The following is a 19,959-nucleotide window of genomic DNA, read 5'->3' as shown; positions in this document are numbered from 1 at the left end:
GCTTACTGTCCTGTGGTTTGAGCGATGAAGTAGTTCCAGAACGGGTTGGCGAATATGAGAATCATCGAGACCACGAAGCAATAAATGGCCGTGGATTCGATCATCGCCAGCCCCACGAACAAGGTCCGGGTGATGGTGGCGGAGGCGTCTGGCTGCTGAGCCAGCGATCTCAGCGCGGTCGATACTGCCCACCCTTCCCCCAGCGCCGGGCCGATACAGCCGATGCCGGTGGTGAGGCCTGCAGCGAGAATAGATGCGATTGCGATTAACGTCATGCTATCCATAGTATGAGATCTCCCTGGTTGTCATTATTTATGGTTCAAGGTTTATGGTTCATGGTTCAATGGGGTCCACTTCAGATTTTGATGTATTCACACGGGTAGCGGCCGCGATGTAAACCGTGGACAGGATAAAGAAGATGTAGGCTTGCACCATGCCGGTGAGCAGGCCGAGGGCCTTCATCACGACCGGAAAGATAAAGGGCGTGATGGTCAGCAAAATACCGATGATCATCGCCCCGCTCATCATGTTTCCGAACAGACGAACAGCCAGGGCCAGCGTGCGCGAAAGTTCGCTGATGATATTAAACGGCAGCATGATGAACGTCGGCTGCACATAGGACTTGAGATAATTGCCAAAGCCGCGTTCGATGATGCCAAACAGCGGCACCGCCACAAACACACAGAGCGCCAGCGCCGCGGTGGTCGAGAGCGAGCCGGTCGGCGGCTCGTAGCCGGGAAAGACAGTGAACAGGGCCGCCATGGCGACGAACAGAAAGAGCGTGCCCAAAAAGGGGAGATATTTTCTCGGGTGGCCAAGGCCCACTTCTTCGATTTGTTTCTCGGTCAGGGTGGCGACAATTTCCAGCAGATTTTGCCACCGGGAACGGGCAAGACCGATGGAAATGTTACGGGTGATGAGTAATGACCCGACGGCCATGACCAACATCAGTCCCCAGGTGAAGACAATGGTGGCGTTGAGCTTGAAAAAACCGCATTGCCAGAAAATGATCTCATCGGGACTTAAATTCATGACAACCCTCCTTTGCCGGCACATTGCGAGAATCGACCGGCGGGCGGGTGAGCCACGTCACGATCAGGCGCGCCGTCACAAATCCAACGAAACACACCAGCAGTCGCTGCCACTGACCATCAGCAACAACATAAAATCCGGTCAGGACGATGCTCATCCGCAGCAGCAGACTGCCGAAGAACCAAAGCGCCGGCCGTTGGGACGAAACGCCCTGGCGAACTGTCCACCACAGGCCGCCATAAAAAATCGCCCCGAGCAACACGCCCGCCACCAACACCGGCGCCAAACGAAACGCTTCATTCATCGTCATCCTCCTGTTCTTCACGCATGGCCCGGTTTTCTCTGGTCACCCAATGCCAGGCATTCAAGCAGCCGATGGCAAGGCCGACAACCAGCAGGGCCAGGGTCCAGGATCGACCTCCCGGATACTGCTGATCCAGCCACAGACCCAGCGCCGCACCGAGCAGGGTCGGAATCGTTACCGACCAGCCGATCAGCCCCATCATGCCCAGCCCGAACCAGACGGTACGGTTGACATGGCGTTGCGCACGCAATTTGCGCTCCGCCTTGACGCCAACTTCCCGGCTTAGCTTCGGCGGCGACTTCAACGGTTTCTGATCGGATTCGTCAGTCATGATGGAACCCCGCTAAGCGGCTGATAAATCCGCTCTCCATTTTCGCCAGCGCCGAGCGCATGCTCTGCTCCCGTTCGTCCAGGTTCAAAAACTCCCGCTCCACCGAATCGCGTAGGGTGCTAAGGTCGGTTCCGGCGATGGCGTTGCGCACCGAAACAAGCACATCTAAGCCGGTCTTGATCAGCACCCCTTCATCCACCGCCAGGTATACCTCGCCTTCGATGTCGTTTTCGTAGATCAGAATCCCCGGTGCCAGTGCCGCAACGCAGTCAAGTCGGCGCGGCAGGATACCGAATGAGCCGGTATGGGTCTCCGCCACGATGCGGGTCACACCGGTTTTCTCGGCAAAGATGCGAAACGGCAGCAGCACCTTAAGTTTCATGGCCACTCCCATTTTTCCCTTCCTTCCCTTCCTTCGGTTTACGTTTCACTTCATCAATCGTTCCAATCATGTAAAGAGCACTCTCCGGATCCTCTTTGAATTCATCGCGCAGGATGCGCTCACAGCCGTCAAGCGCGTCCTCAAGGCTGACGAGTTTGCCTTTAAGTCCGGTTAATTGCTCGGTCGTGAAAAAGGGCTGGGTGAGAAATCGTTCCAACCTACGGGCGCGCGCCACCACGTTACGATCCTCCGGCGAAAGCTGTTCTAAGCCAAGCATGGCGATGATGTCCCTGAGCTGCGTGTATTGGGCGAGGGTTCGCCGAATTTCCTGGGCTAAGGCGTAATGCCGTTCGCCGACGATGCCGGGCGTGGCCATCTTGGAACTTGACTGTAGCGGGTCGATGGCCGGATAAAGTCCTTCGCTTGCCCGTTTGCGCGACAGCACGATGGAAGCGGAAAGATGCGAAAACGTATGCACCGCCGCCGGATCGGTGAAATCGTCTGCCGGCACATATACCGCCTGAATCGACGTGATGGCGCCGGTGTCGGTATTGGCGATGCGCTCCTCCAGCCGGGACAACTCGGTACCCATGGTTGGCTGATAGCCTAACCGGGATGGCATTTGCCCCATCAAGCCGGACACTTCCGAGCCAGCCTGGATGAACCTGAAGATATTGTCGATGAGCAGCAGCACGTCACGGTGCTCGTCATCCCGGAAATACTCGGCCATCGTCAGCGCGGCATGGCCCACGCGGAACCGACTGCCCGGCGGCTCGTTCATCTGCCCGAACACCATGACCATGTTCGGCAGCACGCCGGCGTCCTTCATCTCGCGGTAAAGCTCTTCACCTTCGCGACAGCGTTCTCCGATGCCGCAAAATAGACTGACCCCCTCGTGGTGGCCGATCATGTTGTGGATCATTTCGGTGAGCAGGACCGTTTTGCCGACACCCGCACCGCCGAACAGCCCCGCCTTGCCACCGCGTTCGAGGGGTACGAGCACATCAATAACCTTGATGCCCGTTTCAAAGACCTCGGATTTTGTGGAACGTCTTGCCAACGCCGGCGGGGCGTGATGGACGGAGCGCCACTCCACGTTTGAAACCTCACCTTCGCGATCGAGCGCATTGCCGAAGACGTCGAACATGCGCGAGAGAATTCCCTTGCCGACCGGCGTCATTAACGGCCCGCCTGTGTATTCAACCACCATGCCACGGGCCAGACCCTGAGTGGGAGTCAACGCAATTCCGCGCACGCGATGGGCGTCGAGTTGAGCTAAAACTTCGATGGCAATTTTTCCATCCTGCGCGTACAACAACGAATAGATGGGCGGCAAATGCGCGTCGAAACGGATATCGACGACGCTGCCGCGCACCGAGATCACTGCGCCGGAGTTCGCAGGACTATTTTTGTTCTTCATCTTCTGCATGCTTGCCCTCGACAATCCGTCTTCCTCGCCCGCGCCAAATGTTCACCGAAGCTCTGCACGCAACAAGCGGTATCTGTTCAAATAGATCCTCAGCGCATCCGTTAAGTTTCTGTAGTTCTTACATTTGTTTGTGCGTAGCATTCTCTCGGCAACAGTTTAAATTACGCTGAATGCACCACCTTACTCATGTCTTACCGAAGTGTCTTATATCGCAACTATCGGGCCAGAAAAGAATAGTTGATTAAGGTAATACAACCCATCGATAACAATGAGTAAAGAGAACAGTGCGTAGGCTAGTGGCAGGTAAAGTCAACAACGGTATCTGTCATACTTGACATAACTGTCATATGTGGCGGCCAATGGAGGGGGGCTCTGCTTCATTGCGAGCTACACTTACATGGAGTTTAGTTCCTGGTGGAATGGGCACAAATGAAAAAAGCACCTAACCAAAACTGGCTAAGTGCTTGATTTTATGGCGGGGCTGACGGGACTTGAACCCGCGACCTCCGGCGTGACAGGCCGGCGTTGTAACCGACTCTACTACAGCCCCTTAAATATGGTGGGCGAAGAGGGGCTCGAACCCCCGACATCCTGCTTGTAAGGCAGGCGCTCTCCCAGCTGAGCTATTCGCCCGACGTTGATACAATTCTAAAAAATGGCGGGGCTGACGGGACTTGAACCCGCGACCTCCGGCGTGACAGGCCGGCGTTGTAACCGACTCTACTACAGCCCCTCTTCAGACAGAAACAGGAAGCTTGTATGCGCCCAGACGGAATGACATGCCGGACGGCAAATGCTTCCTGTTCCCACTATCGTTAAACTGCTTCGAACGTGACTAACAGGGTTTAATTGACTGCATCCTTCAACGCCTTGCCGGCCTTGAACTTGGGAACCTTGGCAGCTGCAATTTCAATTTTCTGACCTGTTTGCGGATTCTGTCCTGTCCGTGCAGCACGATCGCCAACACTGAAGGTACCAAAACCAACCAGTGCAACCTTGTCACCTGACTGAAGCGCCTCTGTTACAGTTTCGATAAATGCCTTGAGTGCTGCTTCAGCATCAGTTTTGCTAATTTCAGCTTTTTCTGCCATTGCGTTGACAAGATCCGCTTTAGTCACGGGATACCTCCTTGATGATTGATTAATGTGATCCGTCCGAAAACGCGTAAGGTATATCAGGTTTGCGAAAAAAGTGTCAAGCTCTTTTTCCCGTCATAACGGGGCTTGAGCAAGTTTTCGCAACTTATTTGTCATCCTCGTTTTTATTATCCCAAGGGTGGGAGCAGCGCCAGGGCCAGAACCTGATCCATATGCTCCACTGTTTCAACCTCGATACTCTTCACCAGTTCCTGCGGCAGTTCCACTAGATGCTTACGGTTATCTGCCGGAATGATGACCCGTGCTATGCCGCCACGCCTGGCAGCAAGAATTTTATCCTTTAATCCACCGATCGCAAGGACTCGTCCACGCAGGGTAATCTCACCGGTCATTGCAACTTCTTTGGTGACACGCCGACCGCTAAGGGCTGACGCCAGCGCGGTGGCAATGGTGATGCCGGCAGAGGGTCCATCTTTGGGTACGGCACCTTCCGGCACATGGATATGAATATCAAGGGAGGAGATCATGTTTTCTTCAAGGCCCAACTCTTGCCAGCGTGAACGGATGTAGCTTAAAGCGGCCTGGGCGGATTCCTGCATAACCTCTCCCAGTTGCCCGGTAATAATGAGCTTGCCCTGTCCTGGGAAGGTTGTGACCTCAATAACCAGCAATTCTCCACCGGTTTCAGTCCAGGCGAGGCCGGTAGCCAGCCCGACCTGATCCTCTTTTTCACGTAACCCATACGTGAATTGTGCCACTCCAAGAAATTTTGTGATCTGCTTGTCCGTCACCCTGAAGTGTTTTTTCTTCCCCTCAAGCAGCGCCCTTTTAGCCAGCTTGCGCATCACGGCAGCAATTTGACGATCGAGGCTGCGAACCCCTGACTCGCGCGTATAGTGGCGGATAATATCGTAGAGTGCCGCGTCGGAAAATTGGACCTGATCGGCCTTCAGGCCATGAGCTGCGATCTGTTTTTTCAGCAGATAGCGCCGCGCAATATGCAACTTTTCTTCTTCGGAATAGCCCTCAATACGGATCACTTCGAGCCGGTCGTGTAACGGTCGGGGAATCGAGTGCAGGCTGTTGGCGGTCGCGACAAAAAGCACACTTGACAGATCGTAGTCCACGTCAAGAAAATGGTCGACAAAACTGTTGTTCTGTTCAGGATCAAGCACTTCAAGCAGCGCAGAAGAAGGATCACCGCGAAAATCAGTGCTCATCTTGTCGATTTCGTCCAGCATGAAAACCGGATTTTTCACCCCGACCTTGCGCAGTCCCTGAATAATCTTCCCCGGCATCGCACCGATATAGGTACGCCGATGACCACGGATTTCCGCTTCGTCACGAACCCCCCCCAACGACATGCGGACGAATTTTCGTTGTAAGGCTTTGGCGATCGATTGTCCCAGCGAGGTCTTGCCAACACCGGGGGGGCCTACCAGACACAGGATGGGTCCTTTGATTTTTTTAACCAGCGCTTGTACCGCCAGATATTCAAGGACACGTTCCTTAACCTTGAAGAGCCCATAGTGATCCTCATCAAGGATCTGCTCAGCCTTCACCAGATCATGGCGATCACGGGTGCCCTTATCCCACGGCAAGGACAACAGCATCTCGATATAGTTACGCACCACCGTCGCTTCTGCCGACATGGGGGACATCATCTTGAGCTTGCGAATTTCGGCCCGGGCCTTGACCTGAGCCTCTGTTGACATTTTTTTATCATCAACCTGCTGCTCAAACTGCAGAAGCTCCTGCTTAAAATCATCCTGCTGACCGAGCTCCTTCTGAATGGCCCGCATCTGTTCATTGAGATAGTATTCCTTCTGACTGCGCTCCATCTGACTCTTGACACGACTGCGGACCCGCCCTTCAATTTGCAGGATTTCCGTCTCCTGTTCCAGCAATACCAGCAGATGCTCAAGTCGCCGCGCAGGATTAAGGAGTTCCAGCACCTCCTGCTTTTCCGCAATCGTGACCTGCAGATGGCCCGCTACGGTATCTGCGAGCCGGGCTGGGTCATCAATGCCGACAAGTGCTGCGTTGACCTCAGGCGGGATTTTTTTGCTTAAGGTGATATAGGCATCAAAAGCACTGACCACTGCCCGCATCACCGCTTCCAACTCGGTCGAGCGGGTCGATGCGTCTTCCTGCAATGGCGTGACAACGACCCGGTGGTAATCTTTGCCCGGCGCAAAAGATTGAATTTCACCGCGCTGAATTCCCTCAACCAGAACCTTCACCGTGCCATCGGGAAGCTTTAGCAGCTGGACAACCTTTCCCAGAGTGCCGACTGAGTAAAGATCATCTCCAGCAGGGTCATCGTTTCGTGGATCTTTTTGGGTCGTCAAAAAAATCAGTTTATCGGCGTCCTGTACCGCACTCTCAAGGGCGCCGATTGACAGCGGTCGACCAACAAAAAGGGGGGCAACCATATAGGGAAAAACAACGATATCGCGTAGCGGCAACAAAGGATACTGGCGTTGATCAATAACCCGGGCATCGTCATCGGACATAGTTTTACCTCTACAGACAAAAGGAGCGCAGACGCCCAACAAAGGGTCTGCGCTCCAGAAAATCAACCGGAAGTGATTGCCACCATAGAAACAATGAAGGGGTCAGGCGCTTTCAGCAACATCGTAGAGAATGATCGGCTTGTTCCCTTTGGTAATCACTTCATCATTGAGGACAACTTCTCTGACGCGATCCTGTGAGGGAATATCATACATCACCTCAAGCATGGAATTCTCAAGCACCGAGCGTAAACCACGGGCACCGGTCTTACGTGCCAGGGCTTCCCGGGCGACCGCAACCAGAGCACCATCGGTAAACTTCAGTTTAACATTCTCCATGTCAAACAACCGCTGGTACTGTTTAATCAGGGCGTTCTTTGGTTCACGCAGAATCTGGATAAGGGCCTCTTCATCCAGCTCATTAAGCGTGGCAATCACCGGTACCCGGCCGACAAACTCGGGGATCAGGCCATATTTCAGCAAATCACCCGGCTGGATTTTGGTCAGCAGATCACCAAGGTCTTCTTCCTTTAACGAGCGGACTTCGGCACCAAAACCCATGGCTTTGGAACCGATACGCTTGCTGATGATCTTTTCCAGCCCGGAAAAAGCACCACCACAGATAAACAGAATGTTGGTGGTATCAACCTTGAGGAACTCTTGTTGCGGATGCTTACGCCCGCCCTTGGGCGGCACGCTGGCGGTTGTTCCTTCGATGATTTTCAGTAGCGCCTGCTGTACCCCCTCCCCTGACACATCACGGGTGATTGAGGGAGACTCTGACTTACGGGCAATCTTGTCGACTTCATCGATATAGATGATTCCCTTTTGTGCTTTTTCAAGATCATAGTCCGCCGCCTGTAACAGGCTCAGGATAATATTCTCGACATCCTCACCAACATAGCCGGCTTCGGTCAGATTGGTCGCATCGGCAATAGTAAAAGGCACATCCAGAACCCTGGCTAACGTCTGGGCCAACAGGGTTTTACCACTGCCGGTGGGACCAAGCAGCAGGATGTTGCTTTTCTGAATTTCAATGTCGTCATTTTTATCAGAAAATTCGACCCGTTTGTAATGGTTGTAGACTGCAACCGAGAGAATTTTTTTGGCACGGTCCTGGCCAATCACATACTCGTCAAGGACGTCCTTGATTTCTGAAGGTTTTGGAAGATTCTTTCCGCTGCCAACAGTAGCCTGATCCTGCCGCGCTTCCTCATCAATGATATCGTTACACAGCTCAATGCACTCATCACAGATATAGACCGTCGGACCGGCAATGAGCTTTTTGACTTCTTCTTGTGATTTTCCACAAAATGAACAGGTCAAATGGCTATTTTCTTCTTTTGAACTCACCTGGTGTACCTCCGTTACTCTTGACGACCGGGTTTCTTCTTCACGATGTCGTCAATGATACCATAATCACGGGCGCTTTCGCTATCCATGAAAAAATCCCGTTCCGTATCAAGAGCAATCTTCTCAAGTTTTTGGCCGCTATGGCGAGCCAGCAGTTCATTCAGGCTTTCACGCATGCGCAGAATTTCACGGGCATGGATATTAATATCCGACGCCTGTCCCTGAAATCCACCCAGCGGCTGATGAATCATTATCCGGACATGGGGCAGTGCGTAACGCTTACCGGGAGCTCCAGCCGCGAGCAGAATAGCCCCCATGCTGGCGGCCTGGCCGATACAGATGGTAGAAACAGGGGATTTAATGTACTGCATGGTATCATAAATCGCCATCCCCGCTGTCACCACACCGCCTGGTGAGTTCACATAAAGGTGAATATCACGATCAGGATCTTCTGATTCAAGGAACAATAACTGAGCAATAATCAGGTTGGCCATGTGATCTTCGATGGCACCACCTAAAAAGATGATCCGGTCTTTTAACAGGCGTGAATAAATATCGTAGGCTCGTTCGCCGCGACCGGTATCTTCAACAACCATGGGTACCAATGACATGTTCAGGATTCCTTTTCTGGGTTTTCAGAGTCGTTCTCATCCTCAGGGGTCTTGGGCTCAACCTCGGTAATAACGGCGCTATCAAGCAAAAATGCAGAAACTTTTTCCTGCAGCAATTGCCCCTTAAGGCCGCGTAGGGCCTGATCGTTTTCAAAGAACTGTTTGACCTGCTCGAGCGGGGTGTTGCTCTGCTCGGCAAAAGCTGCGAATTTTTTTTCAACCTCGTCATCAGCAACAACAAGCTGCTCCTGCTGAGCGATCGCATCGAGCAGCAATTCTCCCTTGACCTGTTGGGTCGCCATATCCCAGTAGGTTTTGTTGAAGCTTTCGTCATTCATGCCCAACATTTCCAACGACATCCCCTGGGCCTTTAAGCGCTGTGAAAAGCTGTCTTTAAGGTACATGAGCTGGTTGGTGACCATCCCGTCCGGCACCTCAAAGGGGTTCTTTTCCAGCAGGGCATTCATCAGGTTTTCCTGCAGCTGATTATCGATCTGCTGCTGCTGCTGGGACTTCAGGTTCTCACGGGTTTTTTCTTTGAGCTGCTCCAGGCCTTCCGCTTCCAGCTCTTTGGCGAAATCATCATCCAGGGCAGGAACCTTTTTCTCCTTGATTTCCTTGAGCAGGACCTTGAAGACAGCATCCTTGCCGGCCAGATTCTTGGCGCCATAGGCCTCGGGGAAGGTCACACTGATGTCTTTTTCCTCGTCCCGCTTCATGCCAACCAGTTGCTCCTCAAAACCGGGGATAAAACTGTTAGATCCCAGCTCCAGCTGATAGTCCTCTGCGGCGCCATCTTCAAAGGCTACACCATCAATATAGCCGGTAAAATCGATCACCACGGTATCATCATGGCGGGCGCTCTCGGATTCAGCAACAACCAGCTGCACCCTGGACTGGCGCATTTGCTCCAACTGCTGATCGACTGCCGCCTCATCGAAAACAAGCTTCTCTTTTTCCAGCTCAAGGCCGGTATAATCTTTTGCTGTCAGCTCCGGTCGCACATCGACTTCCGCTTCATAAGCAAAGGGCTTCCCCTCTTCAATGGCTCCGGTTTGGACAACTTCCGGTTGGGATACAGCTTCAATCTTGTTATCGATCAGCGCCTTATAAAGGCTGTTGTTAATCAACGATCCAATGGTGTCGTAATGCGCTTTGGGGCCGTATTGTTGCTCAAGTATCTTTTTGGGCACCTTTCCCTTGCGAAAGCCTTTGATATTTGAGGTCTTGGCGATTTTTTTAAAAGCACTGTCCAACTCACTGGCAACCAGATCGGCATGGACTTCGATGGTGACTTTCTTCTTGATCGGGCTCAAATCTTCGACGGTAACATTCATTAATTAACTGTCCTTCCTGATTTGCAATTCAACATCTTTAGGGATATGGAGACAAGGGCACATAGCAAAACCCGGTGAATTGAATTAAAAGAAAACCTTAATGTCTGGTGCGGATGGGGAGACTCGAACTCCCACGCCTTGCGGCACTAGATCCTAAGTCTAGCGTGTCTGCCAATTCCACCACATCCGCACAACATCAACACGACAAGCAACAATGCTCACCCCCCATACCCACCCGGTCTGACCGGCTAACTGAGCGTGGAAGGTGAGCATTGTTCGCGCTTAAATGGGGTGAGTGAAGGGGCTTGAACCCTCGACATCTGGAGCCACAATCCAGTGCTCTACCAACTGAGCTACACCCACCAGAAAAACTTCGGTACTTTATAAAATAAATAATAAATTGTCAAACAAAAATGGCGCGCCAGGAGGGATTCGAACCCCCGGCCTACGGATTAGAAGTCCGTTGCTCTATCCAGCTGAGCTACTGGCGCCTACATTGCAGCCTGTGGTAACCGACAAGGGCTGGTTTCTAGCATGCTGATAAAAGATTTGCAATGAATTTTGTCGCAACTCACGCCTCTAGCAAGCCCGATTAATCCTGATTGTTCTGATCTCCATCGTCACCCCGACCGGGGTCTGCAGCTAACATGTCGACAGAACCGGTACCGGTAGCCTGGGGATCCTGAAAAAAAGGATCCGCAGGGAAGTCCGCCCGCAATTCTGTGGCGTGACTCAAGGTTCGCTGCAACAGATCAAACAAGTGGCCAAAGCCCGGATCATCGACAAAGGGATCATTATCCTGAACATAGGAGTTCCATGCCTCTGATGTCGCTACCGGATCCTCATCAAAGAGGTCTGAGGGTCCACCCTGTTCAACGCGCTGAGCACCGACGGCTTGTTCCAGCAGAGAAAAACTGTAGAGCAGATCGGCAATCAGCTCCCTTGGTTCCGGTAAGCCTCCGCGATAAAGGCGGGCCAGTTGTTCCAGCCACTCTGCGGCAAGACTGTAGTTTCGACTTTCCAGTTGCTGCAATCGTGACGGCAATCCACCAGGCCTGGCTAATGAGTAGCACACCTGGTCGGCTATTTTCTGCACACTGCTTAAATTCACGGCGTCAGCATAAAGCGCCAACTGCTGTAAATATTCCATCAATGTGGCGGTAGATTCCGGCTCCGGGCCAGGCAACCTGTCGGCGTGTTGACGCAATGCCTCTGCACACTTACTGATCCGCTGCAACATATCACGTTGCTGATGACCTTCATTCATAAAACTCCTCATGTTCTAGCAAAAAGCCACCAGCAGGAACGGTCAAAACACCAGGGGCAGAAATTGAAACAATACCCTTGCTGGCACCAAAAGAGCAACCTGGCTAGGGTGTGCGCGGCTGCCCATCCAGAACAAAATGGACCGGGACCACAACCCAGCTCTCAACCACCTTTCCGGCTCGACTGGCCGGGGTAAAGCGCCAGCGGTTAATGGCTCTGTGGGCGGCCTGATCAAGATTCTTATAACCACTGGAACTTATGAGCGTCACCTCACCAACCTGACCATCAGGAAGTACACGGACCTTAAATTCCACAGTTCCTTCCCACCCACGATGTCGCGCCAGGCGTGGGTAGGCAGGGGCAGGATGATAACCATAGCGCGGCGCGGCGGCCACCTGCTCGATCAATGGCGCCCTGATGCCGTCAATGCTCTCTGCCTTTTTGGCCTTTGCCGGTCTGACAGCCGGTTGCTCAGAAAGAGAGCGTTGTAATACCGGTACGGCCTCAGCCTCTGCATGGCGATCGACTGCTTGCTGGGTAACTTGGGCGAGAACAGGTGCTGAGTTGTTATCCGGCGTTGCAGCAACCGTCGTATCGTCAGGCAGTGGCTGCTGATATGGTCCCGGAATGGGTTGCGGCGCAGGACGATTCATGGCAACCGCCCGTTTCGGTTCAATCAGTTCGTTAACAGGCTCTGGTGAAGTGGCCACCTCAACCGCAACGACGTTGTCAATCCGGTCAGGCAAGGACGGCTCGGATCTGTCAGTGGCTGTTGACTCCTGCCCTTCGCTAAAGGTATCAGCTGTGGCAGAAGAATCCATCTGTCGCTGGACCAATTCAACCCCGACCAGGATGTCGTCAAACCGCTGATTGCTGCTATCCGGGGTTAAAACCAGCACAACTACATGCAGCACAGCCGCTGATAGGATAAATCCGAGTATACGCATGATCCCTTAACAACCTGACCTGTTTTCATCCCGACATCCGGGAGCAATTCATTCAAGACCCGTTTCTTCATAAATCTCAAAAACCGCATTATGATTAACCATGCCGTGGCGATTACTGACCACCAGATTGTAGCGCCCCGGATGCTTCGGTGCCGACAAGACGAAACTCAGTCGGTTGCGCGATTGCAATGTCATCCGGTCGGCAAAATGAGGAAGAGGAATGGCCGATATACCGCTTGCATGTTGAAAAAAATACAGCAGTCCAGCATCGACAAGCAAAAACTTTGATAATCGACTCAACGGCACGGTACCGACCACCAGTGGCCGGCCGGGCACCGTTACATCAACAATATGAACTCCGTTGCGCAAGGTGACAAGATAGACCAGGTTCTCATGAAACCGCACTCCTTTGCTATAGCCCGGCACGGCAATGGTACTGACCAGTTGTGGCCGGGTTGGATCCTTGACATCGACAATCAACAACCCGGAGCGACCATTAGCGATATAGGCCAGGCCTTCATGGACATCAACATCGACCTGTTGAGCAAATTGTTGCGCCGGAAAGGGAGGCCGCAGCTGGGCGACCTGTTCCAACTTGCCGTTAGCATGAACGCGATACGTCAATAGCCCCTGGTCATAGGTGACACAGATCAAATAATCATTCACGGCGACCATGCCAAGAATCTGTGGCGCCGCCATCTGGTCGACTACCGAAGCGGCATCGATATCGGCGACAGTGGTCACCCGCAGGCCGGTTCGCAGTGAAAAGCTGATCAGATAATCATTGATGACCAGTAAGCGATTTGCTGTATAATCAGGCCATTCCGCGAGGAATTGGGGGCTGGTGCGAACACGGATATCGAACACCTTGATACTGCCATTGTCCTGGTTAACAAAAAGTACATCTTCATATCGAGCCAGAGCGTAGCTAGGATATGAAGCATGGTCAAAGTGAACGGCGCGCCCTTGCTGTTTATCTACAAAGGCAACACCGCCAACCCCCGTGTGCTTGAAACTGAGATAAAACAGGTCATCAACCACGATGCCATCGCTTACGCCGGGCAAGGAGCTGATCCAGGAGATGACCTGGCGCGAACGTAAATGCCGACGATCAATGGTCAACAGTCCTTCCAGCGAACCGGTTACGTATAAATAATCACCCTTTTCGGCCAGGGTTTGCAGCCCTTCCGCGAAGGCCATCTGCTCAGACAATGTTTGATCACGAAGATCAAAAATCCGCAAACCGACACTACGGTCAATCAGGTAGAGATGATGCTGTCCTTCGATCAGACTCATAATCGAGCCGAAACCATCCCAGCTCTGAACCAATGTCAGCTGGTCCAGCCGATTGAGCTGATCCGTCTGGTCCAACGCAAAGACCCTGAAACTGTCGGGCAGAGCAACATAGAGCCGCTGCTTATTTATCAGTACAGCACGCACACCTGATTCGAAGCGCACCTGATCTATCAGTTTCAAAGCCGCTGGATTGCTGCAATCGTAAAGGAAAAGTACCCCGCTACGATCAAAGAGAAAAAGCCGCTCACCATAAAACGCCATCCCTCTGATGATGCTGTCAAAATCCAGTTGTCCAACCTGCCGTGGCGACAGTAACTCGTTCAACCGGTACATCTTAAGACCACCGAAGTGACTATTCACATACAAATGACCCGCATGAAAATAACTTGTGGTCGTGGTATCGCCGGTCCAGATTTCAGCCTCGATGGTAAGACGCCCCTGCTCCAGGGTCATAATAACCAATCCCAGTCGCCCACAGGAGACAAACAGCTTACCATCGCTGTAGTGCAGATCAACAACCGAACGTCCGGGCAGGTAGGTCTTAAGCAGCCGGGGCGAGTCAGGGTCCGCAATACTGACAAGATTCAGACCGTCATTACTGCCAAGGATCAGGGTCTCACCCATGATCAGACTGGTATTGAAAAATCCATCCAGCGGATAGCGGTTAACTACTGTGTCCTGATTGCTGACATCCATGATCAGACTGACCTGAGTATCACCATCAAAGCCATTACCGGTTAGCTGCAAGGTCGTGGTGCTGCCAACCGCCAATCGCTGAACCGGGGGCGGGTTGACCACCAGGCTTTCGCTGGAACCGAGGTAGCTTAGGAATAGCCCGCCCGACCAGATCAACAGAAGCACCCCCAGCGCAATACCGGAGAACAAGGCAATCATTGGTAAAGAGCGGTTCATCAGCCAGCCTTCCCGGCAGCAACGGAAGACGCAGTGGCTGATGTCACCAGTAAAGGATCGATAATCCGGCGCAAGGCGGTTTGATTGAGCGGTTTTTCAAGGTATCCAAGCAGAGGGTCCGTGATCAGATCAGCAGATTCATAGTCACCAAGCAGACAACAGGGTGGCAATTCGTTTTTTAATGCCTGCAGCTCTTTAAGATTCCCGGGTGTGAGCTCGGCCGCATCAAGGATCAGCAGAACAACATGAGCGCGCTGACACATGGCCACCGCCTGTTGGAGATTGTCGACAAAAACAGGGACAGCCTGCCAGACAGCCAGCGTCAATCGCAGCAACTGCCGCTCGGCAGCATGCCGACCCACATAGAGCACGCGAGGGGCGCTGGAGGGGCTAATGACATCCGCCTTGGTCACCGGTTTCGTCGATGGTATCTGCTCAAGCAAAGGCAAACTCAGCTCCACGGTAAAGCAGCTACCTTCTCCGGGACGACTTGCGACAGTGATGTTGCCCCCCATCAGATCAACCAGCTGTTTAACAATCGGCAAACCGAGGCCACTGCCCAGAGCACCCTCGGAGGGCAGACTTTTATCTTGATAGAATAGCTCAAATATCCGCCGACTGGTCGCCTCATCCATCCCAATCCCGGTATCCTTTACGATAAAGATAAATTGCCCCAGCTCCTGCTGTTCCGACACCAGTTGCAAGCCTACAGTAATGGTTCCTTTGGGCGTAAATTTGATCGCGTTACCAATCAGATTCATCATGATCTGTCGGATTCGCGCCCGATCTCCACGAATCCGGCGCAAGGCGCTGGTGGGGATATCGGCGATAAGCTCGACCCCCTTGGCCTGTGCTTGGGGTTTGAGCAGCGCGACAACCTCCGCAACCATGTCCGCCGGAACGATTTCGTGGTGCTCAAGCTCTATCACCCCGGCTTCAATCCTGGCAATATCAAGAACATCGCTGATCAGAGCCAGCAGGTCGTTACCAGAGCTATCAACGGTATCAACCAGGGTGCGCTGGTATTCTGTCAACGCGGTGCGCTGCAACAGGCCGTTCATCCCGAGGACACCAATGAGCGGGGTTCGCAGTTCATGGGTCATGCGCGACAAAAACTGCGACTTGGCCTCATTTGCTGAATCCGCCAACTGACGCGCCTTATTCAGCTCCGCCACCGCTGTCCGCAGCTCGGCCGTTCGTTGATGAACGGTCAACTCGAGATGGTCCTGATAGCGAGATTGCTGCCGTTGATAATCTTCAACCTGATCAAGCATGTGATTCAGTCCATCAACCAGCAGGGCAATTTCGTCATTGCTCATTTTTGTCGCCCGTACCGAATAATCCTGTTGCACCGAAATTTTTTCCATGACCCCGGCAAGGTTCAGCAAGGGCTCAGAAACAGGCTTATGCAGACGGCCTGCAAGAAACCAGGAAAAAATGAACAACAGCATCAGCGACAGGGTCGTGCCTAGCGCGACACCACTCAAGCGCCCGTAAAGGGTAGCAAGATCACTGAGCACATAAATGGTGCCAATACGATTTTCAGTATAGAAGATCGGAATAAAAACACCCAGATGTGAAAGACTGGAATGAATTTGTTCTTCGGTTGCAGTGGTCCAATGAGCTTTATTGGAAGCGTTGAAGTCCTTCTCAAGAAATCTCCAGGTAAAAGCAGCCTTGTTATGAGACAGATATTCTGCTACCGGCTCACCCTGGTGATTAAACAGATAGGCAGCATGGATATGTTTCTGGGTCGTTAACGCAGCAAGAAACTTTTCTGTTTCCTGGTATTGACCGAGGACCAGAGCCTGACGGCTACTGCTTCCTATTGCCGCTGCAAGGACCCTGATTTCCTGAATCAACGCGGCCCGGGTGGCAAAGATTTCAGCCGTCAGCACAACCAGGCTGAAAACCAGCAACAACAGCACACTGATCAGCATCAACAAAATGACCAGCTTGTTTTTAATGGATTGTTCTGGCTGGGTTCTCACCATGAATAGGAAATCCGAAAGACTGAAGGCCCAAGGTAATACTGCAGATTATCAATTCATGAAAGAAAAATGAAGTTATTAACGACAATCACCAGGTCCGGGACAATTTATAAGGCTCGGGCACATGGTGATTGCGCTATTGAGATGGCTGTTTTAGAGTATCGCTGCAAGCGACAAAGGACAAAAGGCAACCTGATCATGCCTGACCTTGTTTTCACAACCTGCTGACCGGAGTTTTCATTTTCATGAACGAAAAAAACCAGATCACAAACAGATCGCAACAGTCTGTAGCGGTGCCGATATCCTTCCATCAAATGCCCCTCAAAGAGCAATTGCTGCAGATTCATCAGGCACAGGGCAAAGATAAATATCGCCTGATCTTTAACAGCAGCAAACCGGAGATTGTTGTTCCCAGGCTGCATCCCCAGGAACTCTACCTGACCGTCAATGATCTTGGCGCGGAAGACTCTCTGGAGTTGATTTCTCTGGCCTCCCCGGCGCAAATCACTCTGATTCTCGATCTTGATTGCTGGGATCTGGACACCCTGAACCCGGAATCAGCGTTAAACTGGCTGGAGTTTTTATCCAACTGCGATGAAGAAACAATATGCCGGTTAGCGCGCGAAACAGAGCCGGAAATCCTCGCCCTGATGATCGGCAAGCATGTGACCATTATCCGTGGTCTTGAAGCCTATGATGATGACGATGCAGAAAATGCCAAGCGCCTTGAAGCCATTTACGACATTGAATACAAGTCAGAAGACGCCGCCAAGATCCTGGGTTCGCTGTTCAACATCTGGCAGGAACGTGAGCAAAACCATTATCTGCAGATCATGGAAATTATCCGCAGCGAAAGCCTGTTGGTGCTGGAGGAAGAGGTTTATCAAGGGCGCAGTGCCCGCTTGCTCGATCTGGGGATTATCCCGACCATGGACGCCAGGGTGATCTATAGCAGAACCAATCCACAAACCTTCGTTGTTGGCGATAAACAGGATTTTCGTCTCGAAGCTGACAGCCTGCCCAACCCACTGGCATTGCTCAAGACTGCCACCCCGCACCATTTTCTCGCAGCAGTGATGGAAGAAGGGATCCCCCATGAACTGGCCTGTGAGATGCTCCACCTGGTCAACCGCAAATTCAGTGCTGACCGCATTGATCTGTCGTCAAGCACAGAAGTCCGTGACGCCCTGCAGCAAACCTACGACAACCTCAATCTGGCCCTGCAGTATCTCGCCGGCACCGATCTTGACCAGGCTAGCGAGATTTTCCACACGACCTGGCTGCAGCGCCTGTTTCAACTCGGCCACAGCCTGATCAGTCATGAACAGGATCGTGCCACTGCGATCAAAAAGGACCCTCACTTTGCTGACCTTGATGAGTCTTCAACTTTTTTCATCGAGCTCTTGACCCAGCTACCTCCACGTCATTTTTGTGAAGGTTGTGACACCTGCCCCAGTGAGATTTGTGCCATCAACACAATAGAACAGATTCAGCGTATTGATGAGCGCCTGACCCAACTGGAGAGCATCCTTGATCGGCTTAACAAAAGTCCAGCCTAACAAGGACGGTTAGCCGCGGCAAAGAACCTCATGCGGCCAAAGCACCTGGTCGGCTGACGCTGACACTTCGTTCTTAATGAGAAATAATGTGTCTTCTGTCCAGCGCTCAACCGCCCCGCTAATGCCTTGAATCTTTACAGATATCGGCTAAGGACCTGACCACTACCCCAGGCTGAACGACGGTTATTACCCGTCCGCCCCCCTTGCATCTACCAAACAACATGATATTAAATAATTCATGCAATTCCGCAATTTTATTCAAGAGGAACGAATCATGACGGGATGGATGAAATTTTTTACCGGGTGTGCACTCATCGCCCTTGTCGGTGCCTGCGCGCCGGTACCGCAACCCCCTTTACAACCACTGACAGCACCAGCGGTTAACAGTGGCGGCAAGGTTGCCAAGATCGATAACTTCCAGATCATTCTCGACTCATCGTTGAGCATGGAAGAGGGCGGCAAATATTTTATCACAGCCAGAGACATCGCCAGTCGAATTAACCAGGGGATTCCTGCCGATCTGTCCTACAATTCCGGCTTGCGCACCTTTGGTCATAACAGCTATCAGTCCCAACATCCTACTGATTTGGTCTATGGTATGACCCGTCATGAGCGTCAAGCCTTCCATGACAGCCTCGGACAAATCAAATACATTGGCGGCACCAGCCCCCTTGGCGCAGCTCTTGGCTCGGCAGCGCAGGATGTTAAAGCTGCTGGTGGTCAATCGGCACTGATTATCATCAGTGACGGCCTCGACATGGACAACGCGCCTGCGGCCGCCAAACAAGCGAAAGATCAGCTGGGCGACGACCTCTGTATTTACACGATAGCCGTTGGCAATGAGCGCAATTCCATGGGTCATAAAGTCCTTGAGAAGGTTGCCCAGGCCGGGCAGTGTGGCTTCGCGACCAGCGCCGCCAAGCTGGCAGACGCGCATGCCATGTCACAGTTTGTCTCCGCTGTCTTCCTGACCGAACCCGCAGCACAACCGGCCCCCGCTCCGGCACCGGCTCCGGTTGTGCGTGACAGTGATGGTGATGGCGTACCTGACCATCTTGACCAATGCCCCAATACCCCCCGTGGCGTTGCCGTTGATGCTAAGGGATGCCCGCTTGACAGCGATGGTGACGGTGTTGCGGACTATCTTGACAAGTGCCCTGGCACCCCGCCCGGCGTCCGGGTTGATACTGAAGGATGTCCGACCGTCCTCTCTTTGCGCATCAATTTTGGGTTTGACAGTGCAAACGTTTCAACCGAGTTTGATAGTGAATTAGCCAAAGCGGCAGCCTGTATTAGCAATTACCCCGGCCACGAGGTTGCTATCATCGGTCATACCGACAGTGCCGGTCCTGAAGCCTACAACCAGACCCTCTCCGAGCGGCGGGCCACCGCGGTAAAGAATGCCCTGGTCGAACGCTTCAATGTTCCGGCGACAAAGATGACAACCCAGGGCATGGGAGAATCAAAACCGGTTGCCGACAACAACACCGAAGAGGGACGAGCCTTTAACCGGCGGGTCGATGTTGCCTGTGGTTATGATGTTGAATAACCACTAAGCTAGAAACGACACAGCTGAGCCGACAAGAAAAGGCCGGGGAT

General features: G+C 52.6%; 17 protein-coding genes and 6 tRNA genes. 2 read left to right on the top strand and 21 right to left on the bottom strand.

Annotated features, from left to right (window positions below):
* Positions 1-2: 2 nt before the first annotated feature.
* The 21 genes from ICT70_RS02315 to ICT70_RS02215 all read right to left on the bottom strand — a co-directional run bounded on the left by ICT70_RS02315 (position 3) and on the right by ICT70_RS02215 (position 16,804).
* A complete protein-coding gene (locus ICT70_RS02315; RefSeq protein ID WP_337906547.1) occupies positions 3-275 on the bottom strand; it encodes a F0F1 ATP synthase subunit C in 273 nt (90 codons plus the stop codon).
* A gap of 58 nt (positions 276-333) precedes the next feature.
* Entirely contained in the window at positions 334-1,032 is a 699-nt protein-coding gene (locus tag ICT70_RS02310) for a F0F1 ATP synthase subunit A (protein WP_191153767.1), read from the bottom strand.
* Positions 1,013-1,336 (bottom strand): ATP synthase subunit I, encoded by a 324-nt coding sequence (locus ICT70_RS02305; protein WP_191153766.1) that lies wholly within the window; start codon positions 1,334-1,336, stop codon positions 1,013-1,015. Before ICT70_RS02305 ends, ICT70_RS02310 begins: the two co-directional genes overlap by 20 nt.
* Entirely contained in the window at positions 1,329-1,667 is a 339-nt protein-coding gene (locus ICT70_RS02300) for an AtpZ/AtpI family protein (RefSeq protein WP_191153765.1), read from the bottom strand. Before ICT70_RS02300 ends, ICT70_RS02305 begins: the two co-directional genes overlap by 8 nt.
* The gene (locus ICT70_RS02295) at positions 1,660-2,049 is read right to left on the bottom strand and encodes a F0F1 ATP synthase subunit epsilon (RefSeq protein ID WP_191153764.1); all 390 of its coding nucleotides are present in this window, start codon (positions 2,047-2,049) and stop codon (positions 1,660-1,662) included. The genes ICT70_RS02300 and ICT70_RS02295 overlap by 8 nt, the downstream gene beginning before the upstream one ends.
* Positions 2,039-3,469, bottom strand: coding sequence for a F0F1 ATP synthase subunit beta (atpD, locus tag ICT70_RS02290; RefSeq protein WP_191153906.1), 1,431 nt, complete (start codon positions 3,467-3,469; stop codon positions 2,039-2,041). Before atpD ends, ICT70_RS02295 begins: the two co-directional genes overlap by 11 nt.
* Before the next feature lie 482 nt (positions 3,470-3,951).
* Positions 3,952-4,028: transfer RNA gene (locus ICT70_RS02285), tRNA-Asp, on the bottom strand.
* A gap of 7 nt (positions 4,029-4,035) precedes the next feature.
* Positions 4,036-4,111: transfer RNA gene (locus ICT70_RS02280), tRNA-Val, on the bottom strand.
* Between the two features lie 23 nt (positions 4,112-4,134).
* Positions 4,135-4,211 (bottom strand) — tRNA-Asp (locus tag ICT70_RS02275).
* 112 nt (positions 4,212-4,323) lie between these two features.
* Positions 4,324-4,596 (bottom strand): HU family DNA-binding protein, encoded by a 273-nt coding sequence (locus tag ICT70_RS02270; protein ID WP_191153763.1) that lies wholly within the window; start codon positions 4,594-4,596, stop codon positions 4,324-4,326.
* Positions 4,597-4,742: 146 nt separating this feature from the next.
* Positions 4,743-7,091, bottom strand: a complete 2,349-nt coding sequence (gene lon / locus ICT70_RS02265) for an endopeptidase La (RefSeq protein WP_191153762.1) — start codon at positions 7,089-7,091, stop codon at positions 4,743-4,745.
* A gap of 102 nt (positions 7,092-7,193) precedes the next feature.
* Positions 7,194-8,441, bottom strand: coding sequence for an ATP-dependent Clp protease ATP-binding subunit ClpX (clpX, locus tag ICT70_RS02260; protein WP_191153761.1), 1,248 nt, complete (start codon positions 8,439-8,441; stop codon positions 7,194-7,196).
* 14 nt (positions 8,442-8,455) lie between these two features.
* Positions 8,456-9,052 (bottom strand): ATP-dependent Clp endopeptidase proteolytic subunit ClpP, encoded by a 597-nt coding sequence (clpP, locus tag ICT70_RS02255; RefSeq protein ID WP_191153760.1) that lies wholly within the window; start codon positions 9,050-9,052, stop codon positions 8,456-8,458.
* Positions 9,053-9,054: 2 nt separating this feature from the next.
* Complete coding sequence (gene tig / locus ICT70_RS02250) at positions 9,055-10,389, bottom strand: trigger factor (RefSeq protein ID WP_191153759.1); 1,335 nt, start codon at positions 10,387-10,389, stop codon at positions 9,055-9,057.
* Between the two features lie 105 nt (positions 10,390-10,494).
* Positions 10,495-10,579: transfer RNA gene (locus tag ICT70_RS02245), tRNA-Leu, on the bottom strand.
* 97 nt (positions 10,580-10,676) lie between these two features.
* Positions 10,677-10,752 (bottom strand) — tRNA-His (locus tag ICT70_RS02240).
* A gap of 51 nt (positions 10,753-10,803) precedes the next feature.
* Positions 10,804-10,880, bottom strand: a tRNA-Arg gene (locus ICT70_RS02235).
* 101 nt (positions 10,881-10,981) lie between these two features.
* Complete coding sequence (locus ICT70_RS02230; protein WP_191153758.1) at positions 10,982-11,656, bottom strand: hypothetical protein; 675 nt, start codon at positions 11,654-11,656, stop codon at positions 10,982-10,984.
* Positions 11,657-11,759: 103 nt separating this feature from the next.
* Entirely contained in the window at positions 11,760-12,602 is an 843-nt protein-coding gene (locus ICT70_RS02225) for an energy transducer TonB (RefSeq protein WP_191153757.1), read from the bottom strand.
* Between the two features lie 48 nt (positions 12,603-12,650).
* Entirely contained in the window at positions 12,651-14,810 is a 2,160-nt protein-coding gene (locus ICT70_RS02220) for an LVIVD repeat-containing protein (RefSeq protein ID WP_191153756.1), read from the bottom strand.
* The gene (locus ICT70_RS02215) at positions 14,810-16,804 is read right to left on the bottom strand and encodes an ATP-binding protein (RefSeq protein WP_191153755.1); all 1,995 of its coding nucleotides are present in this window, start codon (positions 16,802-16,804) and stop codon (positions 14,810-14,812) included. Before ICT70_RS02215 ends, ICT70_RS02220 begins: the two co-directional genes overlap by 1 nt.
* Before the next feature lie 242 nt (positions 16,805-17,046).
* Here ICT70_RS02215 and ICT70_RS02210 point away from each other — a divergent pair, with 242 nt between their 5' ends.
* On the top strand, positions 17,047-18,360 hold the full coding sequence (locus tag ICT70_RS02210) for a DUF6178 family protein (RefSeq protein ID WP_191153754.1): 1,314 nt from the start codon (positions 17,047-17,049) through the stop codon (positions 18,358-18,360).
* Between the two features lie 286 nt (positions 18,361-18,646).
* The gene (locus ICT70_RS02205) at positions 18,647-19,909 is read left to right on the top strand and encodes an OmpA family protein (protein WP_191153753.1); all 1,263 of its coding nucleotides are present in this window, start codon (positions 18,647-18,649) and stop codon (positions 19,907-19,909) included.
* The last annotated feature ends 50 nt before the right edge of the window (positions 19,910-19,959 follow it).

It is taken from the genome of Pelovirga terrestris (assembly GCF_014773365.1).
Classification (GTDB): Bacteria; Desulfobacterota; Desulfuromonadia; order Desulfuromonadales; family Geopsychrobacteraceae; genus Pelovirga; species Pelovirga terrestris.
Note: the sequence above shows the minus strand (reverse complement) of the source record. Positions and strands in the feature narration are given on the sequence as shown.

Bases quoted from the DNA above. Each gene is read 5' to 3' on its own strand.
- ICT70_RS02315 (WP_337906547.1), bottom strand. From the start codon at position 275: ATGACGTTAATCGCAATCGCATCTATTCTCGCTGCAGGCCTCACCACC.
- ICT70_RS02305 (WP_191153766.1), bottom strand. From the start codon at position 1,336: ATGAATGAAGCGTTTCGTTTGGCGCCGGTGTTGGTGGCGGGCGTGTTG.
- lon (WP_191153762.1), bottom strand. From the start codon at position 7,091: ATGTCCGATGACGATGCCCGGGTTATTGATCAACGCCAGTATCCTTTG.
- ICT70_RS02310 (WP_191153767.1), bottom strand. From the start codon at position 1,032: ATGAATTTAAGTCCCGATGAGATCATTTTCTGGCAATGCGGTTTTTTC.
- clpP (WP_191153760.1), bottom strand. From the start codon at position 9,052: ATGTCATTGGTACCCATGGTTGTTGAAGATACCGGTCGCGGCGAACGA.
- ICT70_RS02220 (WP_191153756.1), bottom strand. From the start codon at position 14,810: ATGAACCGCTCTTTACCAATGATTGCCTTGTTCTCCGGTATTGCGCTG.
- ICT70_RS02300 (WP_191153765.1), bottom strand. From the start codon at position 1,667: ATGACTGACGAATCCGATCAGAAACCGTTGAAGTCGCCGCCGAAGCTA.
- ICT70_RS02295 (WP_191153764.1), bottom strand. From the start codon at position 2,049: ATGAAACTTAAGGTGCTGCTGCCGTTTCGCATCTTTGCCGAGAAAACC.
- ICT70_RS02230 (WP_191153758.1), bottom strand. From the start codon at position 11,656: ATGAATGAAGGTCATCAGCAACGTGATATGTTGCAGCGGATCAGTAAG.
- ICT70_RS02210 (WP_191153754.1), top strand. From the start codon at position 17,047: ATGAACGAAAAAAACCAGATCACAAACAGATCGCAACAGTCTGTAGCG.
- tig (WP_191153759.1), bottom strand. From the start codon at position 10,389: ATGAATGTTACCGTCGAAGATTTGAGCCCGATCAAGAAGAAAGTCACC.
- ICT70_RS02205 (WP_191153753.1), top strand. From the start codon at position 18,647: ATGAAATTTTTTACCGGGTGTGCACTCATCGCCCTTGTCGGTGCCTGC.
- ICT70_RS02215 (WP_191153755.1), bottom strand. From the start codon at position 16,804: ATGGTGAGAACCCAGCCAGAACAATCCATTAAAAACAAGCTGGTCATT.
- ICT70_RS02225 (WP_191153757.1), bottom strand. From the start codon at position 12,602: ATGCGTATACTCGGATTTATCCTATCAGCGGCTGTGCTGCATGTAGTT.
- atpD (WP_191153906.1), bottom strand. From the start codon at position 3,469: ATGAAGAACAAAAATAGTCCTGCGAACTCCGGCGCAGTGATCTCGGTG.